We start from the raw sequence: 18,773 nt of genomic DNA, 5'->3' as shown, positions 1-18,773 counted from the left end.
GGCGCATAGCCGGTTACCGACTGTCCATTTCTGCCGGTTTTAGTGCCTGATGGAATAGGGGCCGGCAATGTATCAAGTTCTGTTTTGTCTCACGGATCAGCATGATTGGCGTCTGGTCGCACTCGGTGGGGCGGTGTGTCTGCTCGCTAGCGCGGCGGTAATCAGCCTGTTTCACCGGGCGCGTGCGACGCAAGGACCCGGGCGACTGGTCTGGATCTCGCTGGATGCCGTCGTCAGCGGCTGCGGCATCTGGGCGACACACTTCATCGCGATGCTGGCCTACGGGCCGGGCAACGGTGGTGCCTACAACATTCCGGTGACGATCCTGTCGTTGATCTTCGCGATCTCGGTCACCTTTGTCGGACTGAGCATCGCGGTATCGTCCTTGCGGACGTTGTGGGTCGTCCTCGGCGGTGCCATCGTCGGCGGCGGCGTGGCGGCGATGCATTACACCGGCATGGCGGCGCTGGAGATTCCCGCGCGCGTGAGCTGGGTCGAAGGCACGGTCATCGCCTCTGTCCTGTTCGGTATTGTCTTTGCGGCGCTCGCGCTGCTCGTCGCGGCGCGACGCGACGACCGCTCCCATGCGCTGGCTGCGACCGGCCTGCTGACGCTCGCCATCGTCGCGCATCATTTCACCGCGATGGGCGCGGTGCTGCTGACGCCGGACCCGATGCTCGCGATCAGCGGGCTGTCGATTCCGCCGGCCTCGATGTCCTTCCTCACCGCCAGTGCCGCGGTCGCAATCATCGCGATCGCGCTGGTTGCGGCGCTGCTCGACCGCCGCGCCAAGGGCGAACTGGGACGGCAGCAGGTCGTGCTGGATACCGCGCTCGAGAACATGTCTCAGGGGCTGTGCATGTTCGATGCGGACGGCAAGATCCAACTGTTCAACGAGCGCTACGCCGCGATGCTCGGCCGCACCGACATTCCGCTCACCGGCCGACTGCTCGTCGACGTGCTGCGGGAAGAGCAGGCCAGGGGCCAGTGGCAAGGCGATGCAAGCGAATTCTTCGCGCGCCTCGTCGCCGACGCGCGCGAGGGCCGCACGACCAGCCAGGTCGTGACCCGGTTCGACCGCTCGATCCGCGTCGTCAATCAGCCGATGCATGGCGGCGGCTGGGTCGCCACCTTCGAGGACATCACCGAATGGCTGGAGGCGCAGGCCAAGATCTCGCACATGGCGCGCCATGACGCACTGACCAATCTGCCGAACCGCGTACTGTTCCACGAGCAGCTCGAACAGGGGCTGCGCCGGGCGGGTGCGAACGACCAACTCGCGGTGCTCTGCCTCGACCTCGACCATTTCAAGGACATCAACGACTCCCTCGGCCATCCCATTGGCGATGCCCTTCTGAAAGAAGTCGGCCGCAGGCTGAAGGCCACCGTCGGCGAGCACGACACCGTGGCCCGCCTCGGCGGCGACGAGTTTGCCGTGGTCCAGATCGGCCGCTCGGAAGAGGCTGCCGCGCGAGCGCTCGCCGGCCGCCTCGTCGAGGTGATCTCCGCGCCTTACGAGATCGACGACCATCAGATCGTGATCGGCGTCTCGATCGGCATCTCCCTGTCGCCGCAGGACGGCAGCAATCCCGACGAGCTGCTGAAGAACGCCGACCTCGCGCTGTACCGCGCCAAGGCCGACGGCCGCGGCACCTACCGCTTCTTCGAGACCGGCATGGATGCGCGGGCGCAGGCCCGGCGCCTGCTGGAAATGGATATGCGGGCGGCGCTCCAGCGCGACGAATTCCAGCCGTACTACCAGCCCATCCGCGACGTCGCGAGCGATCGCGTGGTTGCCTTCGAGGCGCTGCTGCGCTGGAACCATCCGCAGCGCGGCCTGATCTCGCCCATCAACTTCATTCCGCTAGCTGAGGAGACCGGCCTCATCATCCAGCTCGGTGAGCTCGTGTTGCACAGAGCCTGCGCGGATGCCGCGACCTGGCCCGACAACATTGGCGTGGCCGTCAATTTGTCGCCGGTGCAGTTCAAGAATCCGAACCTGATTGCATCCGTGACCGAGGCGCTGGAGAAATCCGGGCTCGCGGCGCGTCGCCTCGAGCTCGAGATCACCGAATCCGTGTTGCTTCAGAACAGCGAGGCGACGCTGACCACGCTGCACGAGTTGCGCGCCATGGGCGTGCGCATCTCGCTCGACGATTTCGGCACCGGCTATTCCTCGCTGAGCTACTTGCGCAGCTTCCCCTTCGACAAGATCAAGATCGACCGTTCGTTCGTGTCCGAGCTCGCCACGCGCGAAGATTCGGTGGCGATCATCCGCGCCGTCACCGGCCTCGGCCGCAGCCTCGGCATCATCACCACGGCGGAGGGCGTCGAAAACGACGCGCAGCTCGAGCTGCTCAGGCGCGAAGGCTGCACCCAGGCGCAGGGCTATCTGTTCAGCATGCCGCGGCCCGCTTCCGAGGTCGCGATGATGCTGGAACGCCCGCGGCTGCTTGCCTCGGCCTGAAAACGCTTAGCCGCGGCGCAGCGCGAAATGCGCGCCGCAAAACGCCATCACGGCGCCGAGGCACAGCGCCGCGAGGCCGGCGAGCACGCCGGAAATGGTCGGGATCGGGCTCGGCGCCGAGGCCGCTTGTCCGGCGCCAGCGAGCAGGAGCACGCCGACCGCGATCAGGAATTGGCGCATCCGTTGCGGGATCTGGCCGGAGACGGCGCTTTGCATCAACGTCGCCGTGAAATAACCGCCGGAGAATCCGACGGTCGCAATCAGCCACCAGGCGACCGCCGCGCCCGTCGGCATGAACTCATGCGTGTCCGAGCGCCAGAGGCCGCCGAGGTCGAGCCCGTAGCGCGCGCCAAGCATGTGCACCGCGAGCGCGAGCAGCACGCCCGAGATCATGGCGGCCCCGAGAATCAGGTGGCGCGGAAAATAGATCGTCTCAGCCATGCCTCGCTTGTAGGATGGGGGAGGGCGATCGCGCAAGCCGATCGCGAACGGGATTGACAGATGCAGGTTTCGGACGGGCAGGGCCGGTCGGTCACGAGCTATGCCTACAAGGCGTCGCTGATCGGCTCGGCGCATCGCTTCGAGCTGACCGATGAGGGATTGTCCTGGCACATCGCCGGCCGCTCGGGCGTCTGGCGCTACGACGAGATCAGTGCGATCCGGCTGTCGTTCCGCCCGGTCTCGATGCAGCAGCATCGCTTTCGCGCCGATGTCAGCCGTGCCAGTGGCGGTCGCATCGCGATCCTGTCGACGAGCTGGCAGACTGCTGCGTTGATGGCGCCGCAGGACAGAGGCTTTCGCGATTTTCTCCGCGAGCTGCACGCGCGCATGGCGAAGGCCGGTAGCCGCGCCGAGCTGACCGCCGGCCTTGGTCGCAAGACCTATGCGGCGGTGCTGGCGTTCCTCGCGGTGCTGGCCGTGGCGATGGCCGGGTTGTTGATCCGCGCGCTGATGATCGGCGAGTTCGCCGGCGTCCTGTTCATCCTCGGTTTCGCCGCACTGTTCGCCTGGCAGGTCGGCGGCTTCGTCCGGCGCAACCAGCCGCGCAGCTACAGTTTCGATCGGCTGCCGGCCGGCTTGCTGCCCTGAAGCATGATCCGGAAAAGTGCGCAGCGGTTTTCCGAAAAGATCATGCTCAAACAACAACCTAAAGCGCGGTGACGATTCATCCTAATCTCATCGCGCTTTAGTGGTTGCAATCGGCCGCAATCAAAATTGACTTCGCCGCTGCGCGCCGGTCCCGCATCGTGCCACGATGACAATCACGGATCGCAGCGCGCGCCTGCCGACGGCGGACGAGATCGCCGAGATCAATCGCACCCATCTGATCGATACGCCGCTTCGGCCGGCCGACTTGCTGTTTCTGTTCGGCACCCGTGAGGACGTTGCGCTCCGCGCGGAGACCGCCGCGCGGCTCTGGCGTGAGGGCTTTTTCCGCTGGTCGATTGTCAGCGGCGGCGTGACGCCCGGCTCGGAGCAATCCGAATGCACGATCATCAAGGCGGCGATGGTCGAGGCGGGCATTCCGGCGGACCGGATCCTCGAGGAGCATTCGGCGATGAACACCGGCGAGAACGTGATGTTGTCGCTGCCGGTCATCGATGCGGCGCTGGGACTGCACAATATCCGCAGCGTGATCTGCCTCGGCAACACCTGGACCGCGCGGCGTTATCCGATGACATTGCACCGGCACTGGCCCGAGGTGACGAAGCTGCTGCTCACCGTCGACAGTTTTGCGACGCCGCGCATGCTTTGGCATACCGACGCCGAATTCCGTCGCCGCGTGCTGCACGAATGGGACAAGATCGCGCCGTACAGGGCGAGGGGTTTCATCGCGGAATGGCCGGAGCACTGACCGGCGAGGGGCTACTCCGTCGAGTCGAAATCCTCTTCCTTGGTGCCGAGCAGCGAGACGATCGTGCGCAGGCCGGAATCGAGCTGCTCGAACGAGGGTGGGGCGAGCGCCAGCCGCACCGCGTTCGGGGCATGGCCGTGCGCGACCGCGAATGTCGAGGACGGCGTCAGCGCGATGCCGCGCCGGGCCGCCGCAGCAACGAATGTCTGCGAGCGCCAGTGCGGCGGCAGCGTCAGCCAGAGATGATAGGAGCGCGCATCCGCGGCGATCTGGTAACCGGCGAGCAGTCGTGCCGCGGTTTGCTGGCGGCGTGCGGCGTCGATCCGTTTGAGCCGTGTCAGCTCGGCGACGGTGCCGTCGGCCATCAATCGCTGACCGGACGCGAGCGCATGGCCCGAGGCGATCCAGCCACCGGTGCGGACCGCGCTCATCACGCTCTCGCGCAAATGTGGGGGCGCGACGAGGATGCCGAGCGCAAGACCCGGTGCGACTTTCTTTGACAGGCTGTCGAGCACGATGCAGCGCTCCGGCCCGAGCGCCGCCAGCGGCGTATCGTCGGCGAGGAAGCCGTAGACGGCATCCTCGATGATGGTGAGGTCGAGCTTCTCGGCGACGCGCATGATGTCGGCGCGCCGCGTCGCGTTCATGGTGACGCCGAGCGGATTCTGGATGATGGGCTGCAGATACAGCGCCGACAGATGCGCTTCGCGATGCGCCTTCTGGATCGCGTCCGGCCGCGCGCCATATTCGTCCATCGGGATCGGCACCAGCGTGATGCCGAGCCGCGCGGCGATGCTCTTGACGTAGGGATAGGTGAGCGCCTCGACGCCGCAACGGCCGCCGGTCGGCACCAGCGCCGCGAGCGCGGCCGCGAGCGATTGCTTGCCGTTGGCGGTGAACAGGATCTGCTCGGCCTGCGGCGTGAAGTCTTTCCGCGCGAGATAGGCGGCGGCCGCGTTGCGTGCGCTCTTGGTGCCGGTGCTGGTCGACGAGCGCAGGACGGCTTCCAGCGCATCGACGCGCTCGAGTCCGGCGAGGCTCTTGGCGATCATCGCCCATTGCTGCGGCAGCAGCGGATAGTTGACCTCGAAATCGATGCGCGCATCGCGCGGCTCGGTGATGGTCTCGACCTCGCGTCTGATGTCGCCCGAGATGAAGGTGCCACGGCCGACCTCGCCGACCACGAGCCCGCGGCGCAGCAGCTCCGTATAAACACGGCTCGCGGTCGAGACCGCAATGCCACGGTCATAGGCAAAATTGCGCTGCGGCGGCAGCCTGTCGCCGGGTCTTAACGTGCCTTTAGAGATATCTGCGGCAATGGCATCCGCAAGCTTCACGTACTCGAACTTGGACATTATTGCACCGAGAGCAATGTTTTTCTTGCTCCGAGAAATGTACTGGAGCATTTAAGTTCCATCAAGGCCCGCGATTGAGCCGAGGATAGCGAGAGCATTCCGATGGCAAATGAGGTGCAGACGCTCGCAGCGTTTGCGCCAACGGCATCTGCTTCGCCGCGCGGGACAATCGGCCGGAGAAGAAACATGACCACGATCTCGCAAACTGCCGGGCGGAGTTTACGCCCATCCTCGTCGAGCGGATTTTTTGCCACGCTCGTCAACGCCGCCTATGCCCTGTTCGACCGCCTGGAGCGCCGCTCCGCCGTCAAGACGCTCAACGAGCTCGACGAGCGCGCTTTGCGCGACATCGGGATCAGCCGCAGCCAGATCGAGGACGCCGTCTACGGGCAGTTCAAAGCCGAGCTGACGCGGTATCTGTGAGCGCCATCGCCTGTGTCCCGGACGCGCTGAAGCCACAGGATATGCTGATGCATGGGCCCCGGCTCTGCAGCGCACCGCTGAAGTAGGTCTGCGCTGCGTCCGGGGCACGAGATCAGAGTCCGGATCGCGATCAAGCCAACGCGACCTGGCCCCACATGCCGCCATAAGCGCGATCGTCCTCGGACTGGTCGGGCTTGCGGCGCGGCCGCGTCGGAGCGCCGCGCTGGCGCCGATGCCGGACATCGAGACGCTGCAAGTGCGCGACGACGCTGCCGGCGAGCGATGCGATGCGCGCCGCTGCTTGCTTGACGACGAACAAAATCGTCGTGATGCGGCTCAGGACGCCGACCAGGAACAGCACCGAGAAGATGTCGATATAGGCGAGGAAGTCGCCGATCAGCATCAGCTCGGGCGGAATCGGGATGCTGTGATAGTAGGCGCCGATGAGGATGACGATGGGGATGAAGGCGATGACCTTCCGCACCGTCAGCCTGTCCAGCAGCGCGGCGAATTGCACGACCAGCACCTCCCACAGCGCATCGCCGATTGCGAGCGGGACCTCGTAGGTCCATCTCCGCCACCATTGCTTCACGACATTGCTCCGAGGTGAGTGTTTGACCATACTGCTTCGTCGCATGAGCTCCTCGCAATGACGGAGTTCGTGGCGAGAGCTCAGTGCCTCACCACCAGCACCGAGCACTTCGCATAGCGCACCACATGCCCGGCGTTCGAGCCGAGAAAATAGGTGCGCATCGCAGGCCGGTGCGAGGTCATCACGATCAGATCGGCCTTCATGTGCGCGGCTTCCTCCAGGATCTCGTGATAGATGCCGCCCTGGCGCACGACGCTGGAGATGTGGGAGGCCTCGATCCCGGATTCGCGCGCGACGATGGCGAGCGCCTCTTCCGAGGTCTGGCGCTGCTGTTCGTCGAAGTCGGCCGGGACGTATTCGGCCAGCATCACCGGCGTCATCGGCAGAACGTTGAGCAGCCGGACTGACCCGCTCCAGTTCTGGGACAGCGTCGTCGCGGTTGCGATCGCAGGCTTCGCCAGATCGGTGTCGGCGAGGTCGATGGGCACGAGAATGGACTTGAACATCTGCGCCTCCCTAATGACCAAGCTGGATCAACCGGTCGAGACAGCGCCCGCGCGTCTCATCGCAGTCGAAGCAACTTGGGGCTGACGAACAGCACCAGTTTGCCGCGGCGGTAGGCCACGTGCCCCCAATCCTTGACGTCAAAGTCGAGGATCGCAAGCCCCGCGGTCGGAAGATTGTCGGCAAGCGCCTTGGCACCGGCCGGATCGCCGCTGCCCATCAGCATCAGGCCGGCCTCGTGCATGCCCGGATTGTGCCCGACCAGCAGCAATTGCCTGGGATTGGTCGCGACGGTTGCAGTGCGAATGGTTTCGAGGATCTGCGCGGGATCGGCGCCGTAGAGTTCCGGCAGGACCTCGACCTGCGGCGCCGCGGCGCGGTCCTTCATCGCCTGCCAGGCAATGTCCCAGGTCTGCCGGGCGCGGGCAGCGTGCGACACCAGCACCAGTTCGGGCGCGGGCGGATGGGCGACGATCCAGTCGCCCATCTCGGCAGCATCCCGCTGGCCCCGGTCGTCGAGCCGGCGGTCCTGGTCGCGGCCGCTCGGCGCGTCAGTCTCGGTCTTGGCGTGACGCAGCAGCATCAAACGGCGCATGGCATTCTCGAATCGTTCCACGTCCAGAATAATCTACAGGCGCCGGTTGAGGACAAGGTGACAAGCGCCCGATTGGTCCTTTAAGAAGATTGCTCCGTTGACAAAACGACATGAGCGAGACTTTCACAAGCGTGTCCCAGGAAGAAGCCGGCTTTCGTGAACGTGCGCGGCTGTCGTTCGATCTCGACGCCGACATTTGCGTGATCGGAGCGGGGCTTGCCGGCCTCTCCATTGCGCTGGAGGCGGCCCGGCTCGGGGCCAGCGTCGCGGTGCTCGAGGGCCGTCATATCGGCTGGAACGCCTCGGGCAACCAGCTTGGCGCCGTGACGCCGGGCTTCGCGCTGCCGCTCACCGAGCTGATCGAGCGCATCGGCTTCGAGGACGCCAGCGAATTGTGGACGCTCTCGAAGGAGGGCGCCGAGTTCGTCCGGGCCAACGCCACCGAAGAGAACATGCCGGGCATCGGCCTTACCGACGGCGTGCTGGAGGTCTCCAATGTCGATGCCGGCGACCGCCTGATCAGCCGGCTTCAGATGCTGAACGAGGATTTCGACACCGAGGCCGAGGGCTGGCAGGTCGATCGCGTCCGCGAGGCGCTCAAGACCGATCGTTACTTCCACGGCGTCTACTATCCCAAGGCGTTCCAGGTCGATGGTCGCAAATATGTGCATGGCCTGGCCGCGCTGGCGCGGCGGGCCGGTGCCCGCATCTTCGAGGATACGCCGGTCGTCAGCATCGACCATTCCGGCATTCGCAAGCGTATCGTCACGCCGTCGGCGCGGCTGCGTGCGACGCACATCGTGCTCGCCGGCAACATCCATCTCGGCGCGCCCTTGCGGCGGCTGTCGGAGACGCTGCTGCCGGTCTGGCGCTACGCCGGTATCACCGCGCCGCTTGGCGGGCGGGTGCACGAGGTCATCGGCTTCAAGGGATCGGTGATGGATTCCGATGGCGTCGATCATTTCCGCATCGTCGATGGTGATCGCCTGATGTGGGAGAGCCCCGAGACCACGTGGGCGGCGCGGCCGCAGCGCTTTGCAGGTCGCGTCGGGCGTCGGATCCGCACGATCTTCCCGCAGCTCGGCAATGTCGAGATCACCGAGACGTTCGGCGGTGCCACCGGCCAGACCGTGCATGGCATGCCGCAGATCGGCCAACTGCGCAAAGGCCTGTGGGTGGCGAGCGGGTTCGGCCGCCAGGGCATGAATACCTCCGCCATGGCCGGGCAGCTGATCGCGCGCAGCATCCTGTGGGGCGACGAGCGCTGGAGGCTGTTCTCGCCGTTCGAGCTGGTTTGGGCCGGCGGCCCCACCGGGCGGGTCGCGGGCCAATTGGTCGGCATCTGGGGCAGGGCGAGTTCCGCCGCCGCGGGCTCGCTGGCCCGCTACCGCGAGCGGGCACGGGTGAAGGACGGGGAACGGGAAGCGCGGCTGGCCGAGGCCAACCGGGCCGCCGGCACCGGTCCGCGCCGTCCGCCGCCCGGGGTTCGGCCGCGGGTGGCTCCGGCGCCGCAGCCGCCTGCGACAGAGGAGGCGGAACCCGCCGCCCAGGAGTAGGGCGTCTCGCAATAAGTTGAGAAAATTCCCGCCTGGACGTGTAACGTCCGCCGTTAGAACCCGTATCTCAGGGCGTGGACTTCCTGCGCACGGAGAAAGACATGTTTGACCGCCGCATCCTGTTGACGACCGTCGCCGGCCTGTTTGGCCTTTCGGCCTACCGCTGGCTGAGAGCAACGCCTGCCCAGGCGGCCGAGAAGTTCGAGATCGAGAAGACCGACGCAGAATGGCGCGCCCAGCTCACGCCGCAGCAATATGAGATCCTGCGCAAGGAGGGGACCGAACGGCCGGGCACCAGCCCGTTGCTGAAGGAGCATCGCAAAGGCGTCTTCGCCTGCGCCGGCTGCGACCTGCCGGTGTTCGCTTCGGAGACCAAGTTCGAGAGCGGCACGGGATGGCCGAGCTTCTACCAGCCGATCGAGGGCAATGTCGGCAAGACCGAGGACCGCACCTTCGGCATGGTGCGCACCGAGGTGCACTGCCGGCGCTGCGGCGGTCATCTCGGCCACGTCTTCGACGACGGTCCGAAGCCGACCGGATTGCGCTATTGCATCGACGGTTTCGGGCTGGTCTTCCACCCGGCGTCGGCCTCGGCTACCTGAGGTTCTTTAGTTTGACGCGTTTTCTTCACGCGAACCGGTAGCCACTTCGCTCGAAAACGCCATGGCATCCCGGCAATTGTTGCCGGCCCGGCAATTGTGCCCCGGTCATCCGACCGGGGCCTTTCTATTTAAGCCATTGATTTCCTGCGAGTACCCGCATTGGCATAGGCCTTGCGACGTCTCCTCCGACTGCGGCCCTTGGTCTGCCGGCCGCCGAGATCGGATTTGGAGACAAAGTTATGGGTATCTTCGATGCAATGAACACCTCGGTGGGTGGCCTGCAGGCGCAGTCCTACGCGCTTCAGAACATCTCGGGCAACATCGCGAACTCATCCACCACCGGTTACAAGGGCATCGGGACCAGCTTCCAGGATCTGATCCCGGACGCCTCGGTGCCGAGCAAGCAGGTCGCCGGCGGCGTCACTGCGCACGCGCAGGCGACCATTACCACCCAGGGCACGATCTCGTCCTCCAGCGTCGCCACCAACATGGCGATCACCGGCGACGGCTTCTTCTCGGTGCAGAAGGCAAGCGGCGTCGTCGACAACGTGCCGGTGTTCGACGGCGTCAACTACTACACGCGTCGCGGCGACTTCCAGGTCAACGCCAACGGCAACCTGGTCAACGGCGCCGGCTATTATCTGATGGGCGTCGCGGTCGACCCGAAGACCGGCAACCCGACCGGCAGCGTGCCGACCGTGCTGCAATTCCAGAACAACTTCGTCCCGGCGCAGGCGACGACCTCGATCCAGTACGCGGCGAACCTGCCGTCCCAGCCGAACACGGTGGCGAGCTCGACAGCGCCGAGCGGAACGCTGCTGGCTGCTGGTGGACTCAATCCGTCCGATTATGCCTCGAACCCGCTGACGGTGGGCACTCCGCCCGCACCCTATACAAGTGCAGCGGCTTCCGGCGCTGCCGCCACCGGCAACACGCGCTCGGCCTATACGTCGACGATTGCGACGGGCTCAGTTGCGCTGCAGGACAATGCCTCGGCAGCGGCAGGCACGGGTACGTCCCTCGACAGTACACAGGGTTCGCACCTCAATCAGGCCATGCTCACTGCGCTTGACGGCACATTCATGACTATCAACGGCACCAAGATCGCGTTCGACAGCAGCGCCTCAGGCGTGACGAACGTGGCGGGCCCCCCCGCGGTCACCACGATCGGTATGGCGGCGAGCTCCGGCACGACCGTTAACAGCATCCTGACCGCAATCAAGAACGCCGGTGGCACTGGCGTCAACGCTACGCTGACCGCCAGTGGCAACATCCAGATATCAAGCGGCACCAGCGTCGATGTGGCGATCAGCGGCGCCGCGGCCACCACGCTCGGCATCAGCTCCGTGACACGCGGCGGCAATGTGCTGTCCACGCCTGCGATCACCGGCTCAACCGTGCTGAGTGGCGCCGCGACGGCCGGCGGTACGGAGGTCCTCTCGTCGGCCTTCGCCAACAACGATACCATCACCATCAACGGCCAGACTTTGACCTTCGTTGCCCCGCCCGCGACCCCTTCCGGCGCCAACCAGATCAGCACCACCGACAATATCTCGAACTTGCTCCTCAAGATCGACGGACTCACCGGCGCTACAGGCTCCTCGATCTCAAACGGCGTGATCACGCTGAACACCGGTACAGTCAAAGACCTGTCGGTGACCAGCTCCAACGCCAGCGCATTCGCCGCGCTCGGCTTCACGTCGACCATCACCAAGAGCCGCGGCGGCGGCGGTACCGCCGGCACGGGCACCGTGGTCGGCAACGACATTGCGACCTTCACCAAGGAATCGATCAGCGGTGGCGCGGTGACCGCATACAACGCGGCGGGCACGCCGGTGAATCTGCAATTGCGCTGGGCCAAGACGGACAGCGCATCGCTGGGCGCCGGCCATACCGATAGCTGGAACCTGTTTTACCAGACCGACCCGAATGCGACCGGCACGACGGTCGGCTGGGTGAACGCGGGACAGTCGTTCACTTTCGCGGCTGACGGTTCGCTCTCCTCACCGGCCGGTTCGGGCATCACGCTCAGCAACGTCACCGTCAGCGGGCAATCGCTCGGCTCGGTTGCTCTCAACATCTCCTCGGGTGGCCTGACGCAATACGCGAGCACCAGCGGCGCGGTCACCATCAACACAATCACGCAGAACGGCTACGCCGCTGGCCAGCTCCGTTCGGTCTCCGTCAGCAACAACGGTCTGGTGGTCGGCACATTCTCCAACGGCCAGAATCTCGACCTCGCGCAGGTGACGCTGTCGCACTTCAACGGCACCAACTACCTCAAGGCGATGGATGGTGGCGCCTATGCCGTCACCGACCAATCGGGTCCGGCGATCGCCGGCGCCTCGGGCACCATCAGCGGCTCGTCGCTGGAGGGATCCAACACCGACATCGCCGACGAGTTCACCAAGCTGATCGTGACCCAGCAGGCCTATTCGGCCAACACCAAGGTGATCACGACGGCGAACTCGATGGTCCAGGACCTCCTGAACGTGTTGCGCTGATTGGCGCGTAACGTAACCAAAGGCGGCAAGTAAGATGGGTTTGAGTTCAGCCCTTGCCAGTGCGATGAGCGGTCTGCGTGCCAACCAGGCCGCGCTGTCGATCGTCTCGTCGAACGTCGCAAACTCGCAGACGCCGGGTTACGTTGCCCAGACGGCGAACCAGATCGAAGTCACCACCGGTGATTTCGGCTCGACGGCGAAGACGACCGGCGTCAGCCGCGACATCGACAGCTATGTGCTGAACCAGCTGCGCACCGAGACCGGCGGCAGCGGCTATGCCGACCAGATGGCCAACATTCTGAAGCAGCTTCAGAATGTCTATGGCACGCCCGGCAACAGCGGCACGCTCGAAACAGCGCTGAACAATTTCACCTCTTCGCTCCAGGCGCTCTCGACCAACGCAGGCTCGTCGTCGGCGCAGACGGTCGCGCTCGGCGCCGCGCAGTCGCTGGCGACGCAGCTCAACGTCACCACCAAGGGCATCCAGTCGCTGCGCTCGAACGTCGAGCAGGATCTCAGCACCTCGTCGCAAGCCGCTAACGCGGCGATGAGCCAGATCGCCGACATCAACACCAAGCTCCAGGGCCTGGCGCCGACCGATCCGTCCGCGGCGACCCTGATGGACCAGCGCGATCAGGCCATCAACACGCTCTCGAAATATGTCGACGTCCGCGTCACCACCGACGGATCGAACCAGACCAACATCTACACCACCACAGGCATCCAGCTGGTCGGCGCGGGGCTTGCCTCGCAATTCTCCTTCACATCTGCCGGGACGCTGGGGGCGACGTCGCTCTACAACATCGATCCGGCAAAGTCCGGGGTCGGTGCGCTCACCATCAAGCTGCCGAACGGCTCGTCCATCGATGTCGCCGCCAACAATGTCGTCTCCTCCGGCCAGATCGCGGCCGACCTGAAGCTGCGCGACCAGACGCTGGTGCAGGCGCAGAACCAGGTCGACCAGCTCGCCGCGACGATGTCGAGCGCGCTGTCGGACAAGACCACGGCGGGCGCCACCGTGTCCGGTCCGCCTGCCGGCTTCGACGTCGATCTCGCTGGCGCGCAGCCGGGCAACACTGTCAACATCGCCTATACGGACTCCACCAACACCCAGCGCCAGATCACGCTGGTGAACGTGACCGATCCGGCGGCGCTGCCGCTGCAGAACGCCACCAACTCCAATCCGATGCAGGTCGGCGTCAATTTTTCGGGCGGCATGGGCGCGATCGCGGCGGCGCTCAACGGCGCGCTGCCGGGCTCGCACCTGACCTTTTCCGCGGCTCCGTCGCCTGCGACCGCGACGACGCTGCGCGTCACGGATGACAACAGCGGCCTCGCCAAGATCACTTCGGCATCGAGCACCAAGACGGTCTCGTCGCTGACCTCGGGCAGCCCGCAACTGCCGCTGTTCACCGACGGCAGCACGGCGCTCTACACCGGTGCGATCACCGCGTCGGGTTCGCAGATGACCGGCCTTGCCGGACGCATTTCGGTCAACCCGTCACTGGTCACCGATCCGACCAAGCTGTCGGTCTACAGCACCTCGCCGGTGACGCCCACCGGCGATACCACGCGCTCGGACTATCTCTATTCGCAGCTCACCAACACGGTGTTTTCCTATTCGCCGCAGACCGGTCTCGGTTCGGCGAGCCAGCCGTTTAGCGGCAGCGTCTCGAACTATCTGCAGCAATTCCTGAGCGTGCAGGCCAACGCCTCGACCCAGGCGACCGCGCTCCAGCAGGGCCAGAGCGTCGTGGTCTCGACGCTGCAAGCCAAGTTCAACTCGACCTCCAGCGTCAATCTGGACTCGGAGATGTCGAACCTGATCCAGCTTCAGAATGCCTATGCCGCCAACGCCCACGTGATGTCGGTGGTGCAGAGCATGATGAACACGTTGATCCAGGCTCAAGGGTAATCAGTAGGGCTCTGAAACATGTCGATCAGCAGCATCAATTACGGTTCATCGGTCCTCGGCGCGCAGATTCGCAACATCAATCAGCAGCTCACCGACCTGTCGACGCAGCTCTCGACCGGCAAGCTGTCGCAGAATTATTCCGGCATGGGGACCAACGAAGGTTTTGCGATCGCCTCGCGCGCGCAGCTTTCGAACATCGCCGCCTATACCGACACCATCACCAACGTCAACGTCAACATCAACCTCGCCAACACCGCGCTGCAGTCGCTGACCACGATCCGCAACACGGTGCAGACTGGCTCGTCCACTTCGTCGCAGGATCTCAACGTCAACGGTCAGACGGTGGCGCAGAACACCGCCGCCGCGCAGTTCGGCTCGATGGTCGGCGTCCTCAACACGCAGTCGGGCAACCGCTATCTGTTCTCCGGGACCGCCTACAACACGCAGTCGGTCGCCAATGCCAGTGACATCATCAACGGCACCACGACGCAGGCGGGCCTGAAGGCCGTCATGGCGGAGCGCCAGGCCGCCGACCTCGGCGCCAACGGCATGGGGCGGCTGGTGCAGTCGCAGCCGAGCACGACCTCGGTGCAGGTCGCGGAAGACAGCCCGGCATCGCCATTCGGGCTGAAGATATCCGCGGTTTCGTCGACCCTGACGGGCGCGACGGTCACCGGTCCGAGCGGCTCGCCGGTGTCGTTCTCGGTCAGTTTCGGCGCCACGCCCCCCAATAACGGCGACAAGATCAGTGTTCAGTTCTCGCTGCCGGACGGCTCGACTGAACAGGTCGACCTGACCGCGAGCACTGCGACACCGGTGCCGGTCGGCAGCTTTGCGATCGACACTGGCAATCCCACTGCCGTTCCGCCCGTTGCACCCAACCCAGTTACTACGGCGACGAACTTCAATGCGGCCCTGAACACCGCGATCACGAAGCTCGCCAACACCTCGCTGGTGGCGGCATCGGCCGTCACCGCCGGCGACAATTTCTTCAACACCGACAGCTCGGCGATCGGCGCTGCCAAGACCAGCCAGGCGGCGGCACCGATCAGCGGCACCACCGCGCTGTCAGGCACCTCGCCCTCGAACTCGATTGCGCCGGGCTTCTCCGCCGGCGACAGCATCACCGTCAACGGCACCACGCTGAGCTTCGTCGCCGCGGGCGCGACCGGCAACCAGCTCAACGTCACCGACAGCATCCAGACCCTGATGAGCAAGATCGACGCCATCACGGGCACCTCGCGGCCGTCGACGATCCATGGCGGCTCGATCACGATCAACACCGACGATGCCGCGAGCCTGAGCATCTCGGGCTCGACCCCGGGCGCGACCGCCGCGCTCGGCGCGCTCGGCTTCAGTTCAACGCCGATCACCGCCACGCAGCCGCCGCTGCGGGTCGGCTCGTCGCCGGCAAGCTCGGCGACGACGCTTGTCAACGGCTCGGCCACGACAGTGAAATGGTACACCGGCAATGACGGTCCGGGCTCGGCGCGCTCGACCGCGGTGGCGCGGGTCGACGATTCCGTCACGGTGCAATATGGCGCGCAGGCCGACGAGGACGCGATCCGCAAGCAGTTGCAGGCGATCGCCGTGTACGGCACGTTCTCGACCTCGCCGACCGGGCAATATTCGGGCGCGCAAGTCGCAGCGCTGAGCCTGCGCACGACGCAGGCGCTGACTCCGCAGGCCGGGCAGCAGAAGATCGAGGACATCCAGACCGACATTGCGATGGCCCAGAACACCATGAAGGACGCGAGCACGCGCCAGACCCAGGCCAAGGCGCAGCTCCAGAGCATCGTCGATCAGGCGGAGTCGGCCTCGCCCGACCAGGTCGCGAGCGAAATCCTGTCGCTCCAGAACGCGCTCCAGGCGTCCTACCAGACGACCGCGAACCTCGCGCAGCTCTCGCTGGTCAAGTTCCTGTAAGGGCGCATTAAGGCGCCGTTAACCATGCTTCTTTACCTCTTGGTGAGGATTTGGGGCGCGCGGAGCCGTCGATGTCGGACAAGATGCAACTGGTGGTAGCGACGCCCTGCTTCGGCGGGCAGGTGTCGAGCATTTACGCGAGCTCGATCTTCGCGCTCCAGCGCGCCGTACACGGCATGTCCAATCTCGGGCTCAAGGTGCACTTGCGCGACGGCGACGCGCTGATCACGCGCGCGCGGGCCAATCTGGTTGCGATGTTCCTGGACGATCCGGACGCAACGCATTTCCTGTTCATCGACGCCGATATCGGCTTCAGGCCGGAGCAGGTGTTCAGGCTGATCGAATCCGGCGCCGACGTTGTCGCCGGGTGCTATCCGATCAAGCGGGTCAATTGGGACAAGGCGACCCGCGCAATCAAGGCGGGACGGACCGACGTCACGGCGGCCTCGCTCGACTACGTGCTCGAGATCGAGGATCCCGATCGCATCGTGGTGGTCAACGGCTTCACCCGGGTGCGCTATGCCGGCACCGGCTTCCTGATGATCCGGCGCCAGGCGCTGGAGGCAATGTGCCGTCATCCGGACTACGCCAATCTGCAATTCTTCCGCGAGCATTCGCATGACACGCTGGTCGCGAGCCAGAACCGGTTCGCGCTGTTCGAATGCATGATCGATCCGGCGACCGGCACGTATCTCTCGGAAGACTTCGCCTTCTGCAAGCGCTGGACCGATATTGGCGGCGAGATCTGGGCCGACATCCAGAGCTCGCTCGACCACGTCGGTCCGTCGGTGTTCCATGGTGATATCGCCTCGCAATTCGCAGCCGCGCCCGCAGCGGCGGCGGCCGACGCGGCGTGAGCCTGTCGGGATGAGCATCGGCACATCCCACCTCGCAGAGATCGAGCGAGCGTTCGAGGGCGGCTCGCGCTATCGCCTGCGTGATCTCTTCACGCCGCTGGATACGCTGCTCGTCTCCGGCGGCGACCAGCGGCTGGCGCTCGACCCGAAGGAACGCGTCAATGCCTATGGCTGCGCGCCGTCGCCCGAACCCGAGATCTGGAATTTCGCTTCATCTACCGCATCGACGATCTCGCAGGCAGGCTATGACCGTGCCGCGCTGGCGCGCGAAGAGCTGGTCCACAAATCGCTGTTCGACGAAGTCGAGATCGCCTTTGACCGGCGCTGCGAGGACATGCGCGACGAATTGCGTGGGCACTTCCAGCTCCCCCCGCGCGTCGATGTCGTGTTCTCGCCATCGGGTACCGATTCCCAGCTCCATGCCCTGTTCCTGGCGCGCGCGGCGCTCGGCGGACCGCCGGTGTCCATCGTGGTCGGGGCCGACCAGACCGGCAGCGGCACGGCGCATACCGCGCGCGGGCACCACTTCAGTGCGTTGACGGCGAGCGGCGCTGCGGTGCGCAAGGACGCTGCGATCGCGGGCCTCTCCGGCGACAGCATCGCCATACCGCTGCTCGACGCCACGTCGGGCCCCGCGATGCGCACCGACGCGGATGCCGCGGTCATGCGTGCAATCGAGGACAGCCTCGCGCAAGGCCGGCGCGTTTTGTTGCACACCATGGATTCGTCAAAGCTCGGCTGGCGCGCGCCGAGTGCCGCCTGTCTCGATGAGATCGCGCGGCGCTGGCCGCGAAAGGTTCAGGTCGTGGTCGATGCCTGTCAGGCGCGACTCGGCCGCCGCCGACTGCGGTCTTATCTCGATCGCGGCTACATGGTGCTGATCACCGGTTCGAAGTTCTTTGGCGGGCCTGCCTTCAGCGGTGCACTGCTGGTGCCGAAGGGTTTGTCGCGCGCGCTCGACCGGATCGAGGGAATTGCGCCGGGCTTCTTCGACTATGTCGGCCGCTGCGACTGGCCGATGAATTGGACGGCGCTGCGCTCGCGCTTCGAACGCCGTCCGAATTTCGGCCAATGGTTGCGCTGGGAAGCAGCGCTGGCCGAGATCGGCAACTACTATGCCGTGCCCGGGGCGTTCCGCGCCAGGGCGCTGGCCGAGCTTGCGGCCGGCATCGACAGCATGATCGCGCTGTCGCCGTCGCTGCGCGCCGTACCGGCAGCCTTCGACAAGGCGGATGCGGATGACGAGGAATTCGCGCAGCCTACGATCTTTCCATTCATCCCGATACGTAACGGCAAGCCGGTGTCCATCGCCGACACCAGCGCCGTCCATCGCGCGCTGGCGCGTGACATGAACGATGACATTGTCGGGAGCGCAGCCGACCGGCAGGTCGTCGCACAACGGTGTCTCGTCGGCCAGCCGGTGCGGCTCGAGCAACCGGACGGTGTGCCGCAGGCTGCGCTGCGTCTGTGCATCGGCGCACGGCTCGTCACCGACGCCTGGTCGTCCGACAGCGCGCAAGCGCAACGCAATCTGCAGCACATCCTCGATCGCATCGCCCACGTCCTGGTGAAGACCGAGCTGCTGCTTGACCATACCGCCGCTGTGCCGGCGTAGCCTCTAT

16 protein-coding genes are annotated in these 18,773 nt (G+C 65.5%); 11 read left to right on the top strand and 5 right to left on the bottom strand.

Annotated features, from left to right (window positions below):
• Positions 1–67 precede the first annotated feature (67 nt).
• Positions 68–2,467, top strand: coding sequence for a bifunctional diguanylate cyclase/phosphodiesterase (locus K3F49_RS03395; protein WP_234679485.1), 2,400 nt, complete (start codon positions 68–70; stop codon positions 2,465–2,467).
• Between the two features lie 6 nt (positions 2,468–2,473).
• On the opposite strand, the gene K3F49_RS03390 is transcribed toward K3F49_RS03395, so the two are convergent.
• Entirely contained in the window at positions 2,474–2,908 is a 435-nt protein-coding gene (locus K3F49_RS03390; protein WP_234679484.1) for a hypothetical protein, read from the bottom strand.
• Between the two features lie 60 nt (positions 2,909–2,968).
• Here K3F49_RS03390 and K3F49_RS03385 point away from each other — a divergent pair, with 60 nt between their 5' ends.
• Together K3F49_RS03385 and K3F49_RS03380 are read left to right on the top strand one after the other, a co-directional pair.
• The gene (locus tag K3F49_RS03385) at positions 2,969–3,556 is read left to right on the top strand and encodes a hypothetical protein (protein WP_234679483.1); all 588 of its coding nucleotides are present in this window, start codon (positions 2,969–2,971) and stop codon (positions 3,554–3,556) included.
• Between the two features lie 166 nt (positions 3,557–3,722).
• On the top strand, positions 3,723–4,322 hold the full coding sequence (locus K3F49_RS03380; RefSeq protein ID WP_234679482.1) for a YdcF family protein: 600 nt from the start codon (positions 3,723–3,725) through the stop codon (positions 4,320–4,322).
• Positions 4,323–4,333: 11 nt separating this feature from the next.
• Here the strand turns inward: K3F49_RS03380 and K3F49_RS03375 are convergent, their stop codons facing one another.
• Entirely contained in the window at positions 4,334–5,677 is a 1,344-nt protein-coding gene (locus K3F49_RS03375) for an aminotransferase-like domain-containing protein (protein WP_234679481.1), read from the bottom strand.
• A gap of 186 nt (positions 5,678–5,863) precedes the next feature.
• On the opposite strand from K3F49_RS03375, the gene K3F49_RS03370 reads away from it, so the two are divergent.
• Positions 5,864–6,100: a DUF1127 domain-containing protein gene (locus K3F49_RS03370; protein WP_234679480.1), complete on the top strand. Its 237-nt coding sequence runs from the start codon at positions 5,864–5,866 to the stop codon at positions 6,098–6,100.
• Positions 6,101–6,230: 130 nt separating this feature from the next.
• On the opposite strand, the gene K3F49_RS03365 is transcribed toward K3F49_RS03370, so the two are convergent.
• The 3 genes from K3F49_RS03365 to K3F49_RS03355 form a co-directional block, all read right to left on the bottom strand.
• Positions 6,231–6,692 (bottom strand): hypothetical protein, encoded by a 462-nt coding sequence (locus K3F49_RS03365; protein ID WP_234679479.1) that lies wholly within the window; start codon positions 6,690–6,692, stop codon positions 6,231–6,233.
• Between the two features lie 80 nt (positions 6,693–6,772).
• Positions 6,773–7,198: a universal stress protein gene (locus tag K3F49_RS03360; protein ID WP_234679478.1), complete on the bottom strand. Its 426-nt coding sequence runs from the start codon at positions 7,196–7,198 to the stop codon at positions 6,773–6,775.
• 56 nt (positions 7,199–7,254) lie between these two features.
• Positions 7,255–7,791: a SixA phosphatase family protein gene (locus K3F49_RS03355; protein WP_234679477.1), complete on the bottom strand. Its 537-nt coding sequence runs from the start codon at positions 7,789–7,791 to the stop codon at positions 7,255–7,257.
• 110 nt (positions 7,792–7,901) lie between these two features.
• Between K3F49_RS03355 and K3F49_RS03350 the strand changes: the two genes are divergently transcribed.
• The 7 genes from K3F49_RS03350 (at position 7,902) to K3F49_RS03320 (ending at position 18,766) form a co-directional block, all read left to right on the top strand.
• Positions 7,902–9,347, top strand: coding sequence for an NAD(P)/FAD-dependent oxidoreductase (locus tag K3F49_RS03350; RefSeq protein WP_234679476.1), 1,446 nt, complete (start codon positions 7,902–7,904; stop codon positions 9,345–9,347).
• A 101-nt stretch (positions 9,348–9,448) separates the two neighbouring features.
• The gene (msrB, locus tag K3F49_RS03345; protein WP_234679475.1) at positions 9,449–9,949 is read left to right on the top strand and encodes a peptide-methionine (R)-S-oxide reductase MsrB; all 501 of its coding nucleotides are present in this window, start codon (positions 9,449–9,451) and stop codon (positions 9,947–9,949) included.
• 239 nt (positions 9,950–10,188) lie between these two features.
• A complete protein-coding gene (locus tag K3F49_RS03340) occupies positions 10,189–12,453 on the top strand; it encodes a flagellar hook-basal body complex protein (RefSeq protein ID WP_234679474.1) in 2,265 nt (754 codons plus the stop codon).
• 34 nt (positions 12,454–12,487) lie between these two features.
• The gene (gene flgK / locus K3F49_RS03335) at positions 12,488–14,368 is read left to right on the top strand and encodes a flagellar hook-associated protein FlgK (protein WP_234679473.1); all 1,881 of its coding nucleotides are present in this window, start codon (positions 12,488–12,490) and stop codon (positions 14,366–14,368) included.
• 18 nt (positions 14,369–14,386) lie between these two features.
• Positions 14,387–16,294, top strand: coding sequence for a flagellar protein (locus tag K3F49_RS03330; RefSeq protein WP_234679472.1), 1,908 nt, complete (start codon positions 14,387–14,389; stop codon positions 16,292–16,294).
• Between the two features lie 71 nt (positions 16,295–16,365).
• A complete protein-coding gene (locus tag K3F49_RS03325; protein WP_234679471.1) occupies positions 16,366–17,151 on the top strand; it encodes a hypothetical protein in 786 nt (261 codons plus the stop codon).
• A 10-nt stretch (positions 17,152–17,161) separates the two neighbouring features.
• A complete protein-coding gene (locus K3F49_RS03320; RefSeq protein WP_234679470.1) occupies positions 17,162–18,766 on the top strand; it encodes a hypothetical protein in 1,605 nt (534 codons plus the stop codon).
• Positions 18,767–18,773 lie beyond the last annotated feature (7 nt).

The sequence above is a fragment of the Bradyrhizobium monzae genome, assembly GCF_021458635.1.
Classification (GTDB): domain Bacteria; phylum Pseudomonadota; class Alphaproteobacteria; order Rhizobiales; family Xanthobacteraceae; genus Bradyrhizobium.
The sequence above is the reverse complement of the archived record's forward strand: the minus strand, read 5'-3'. Positions and strand labels throughout refer to the sequence as shown.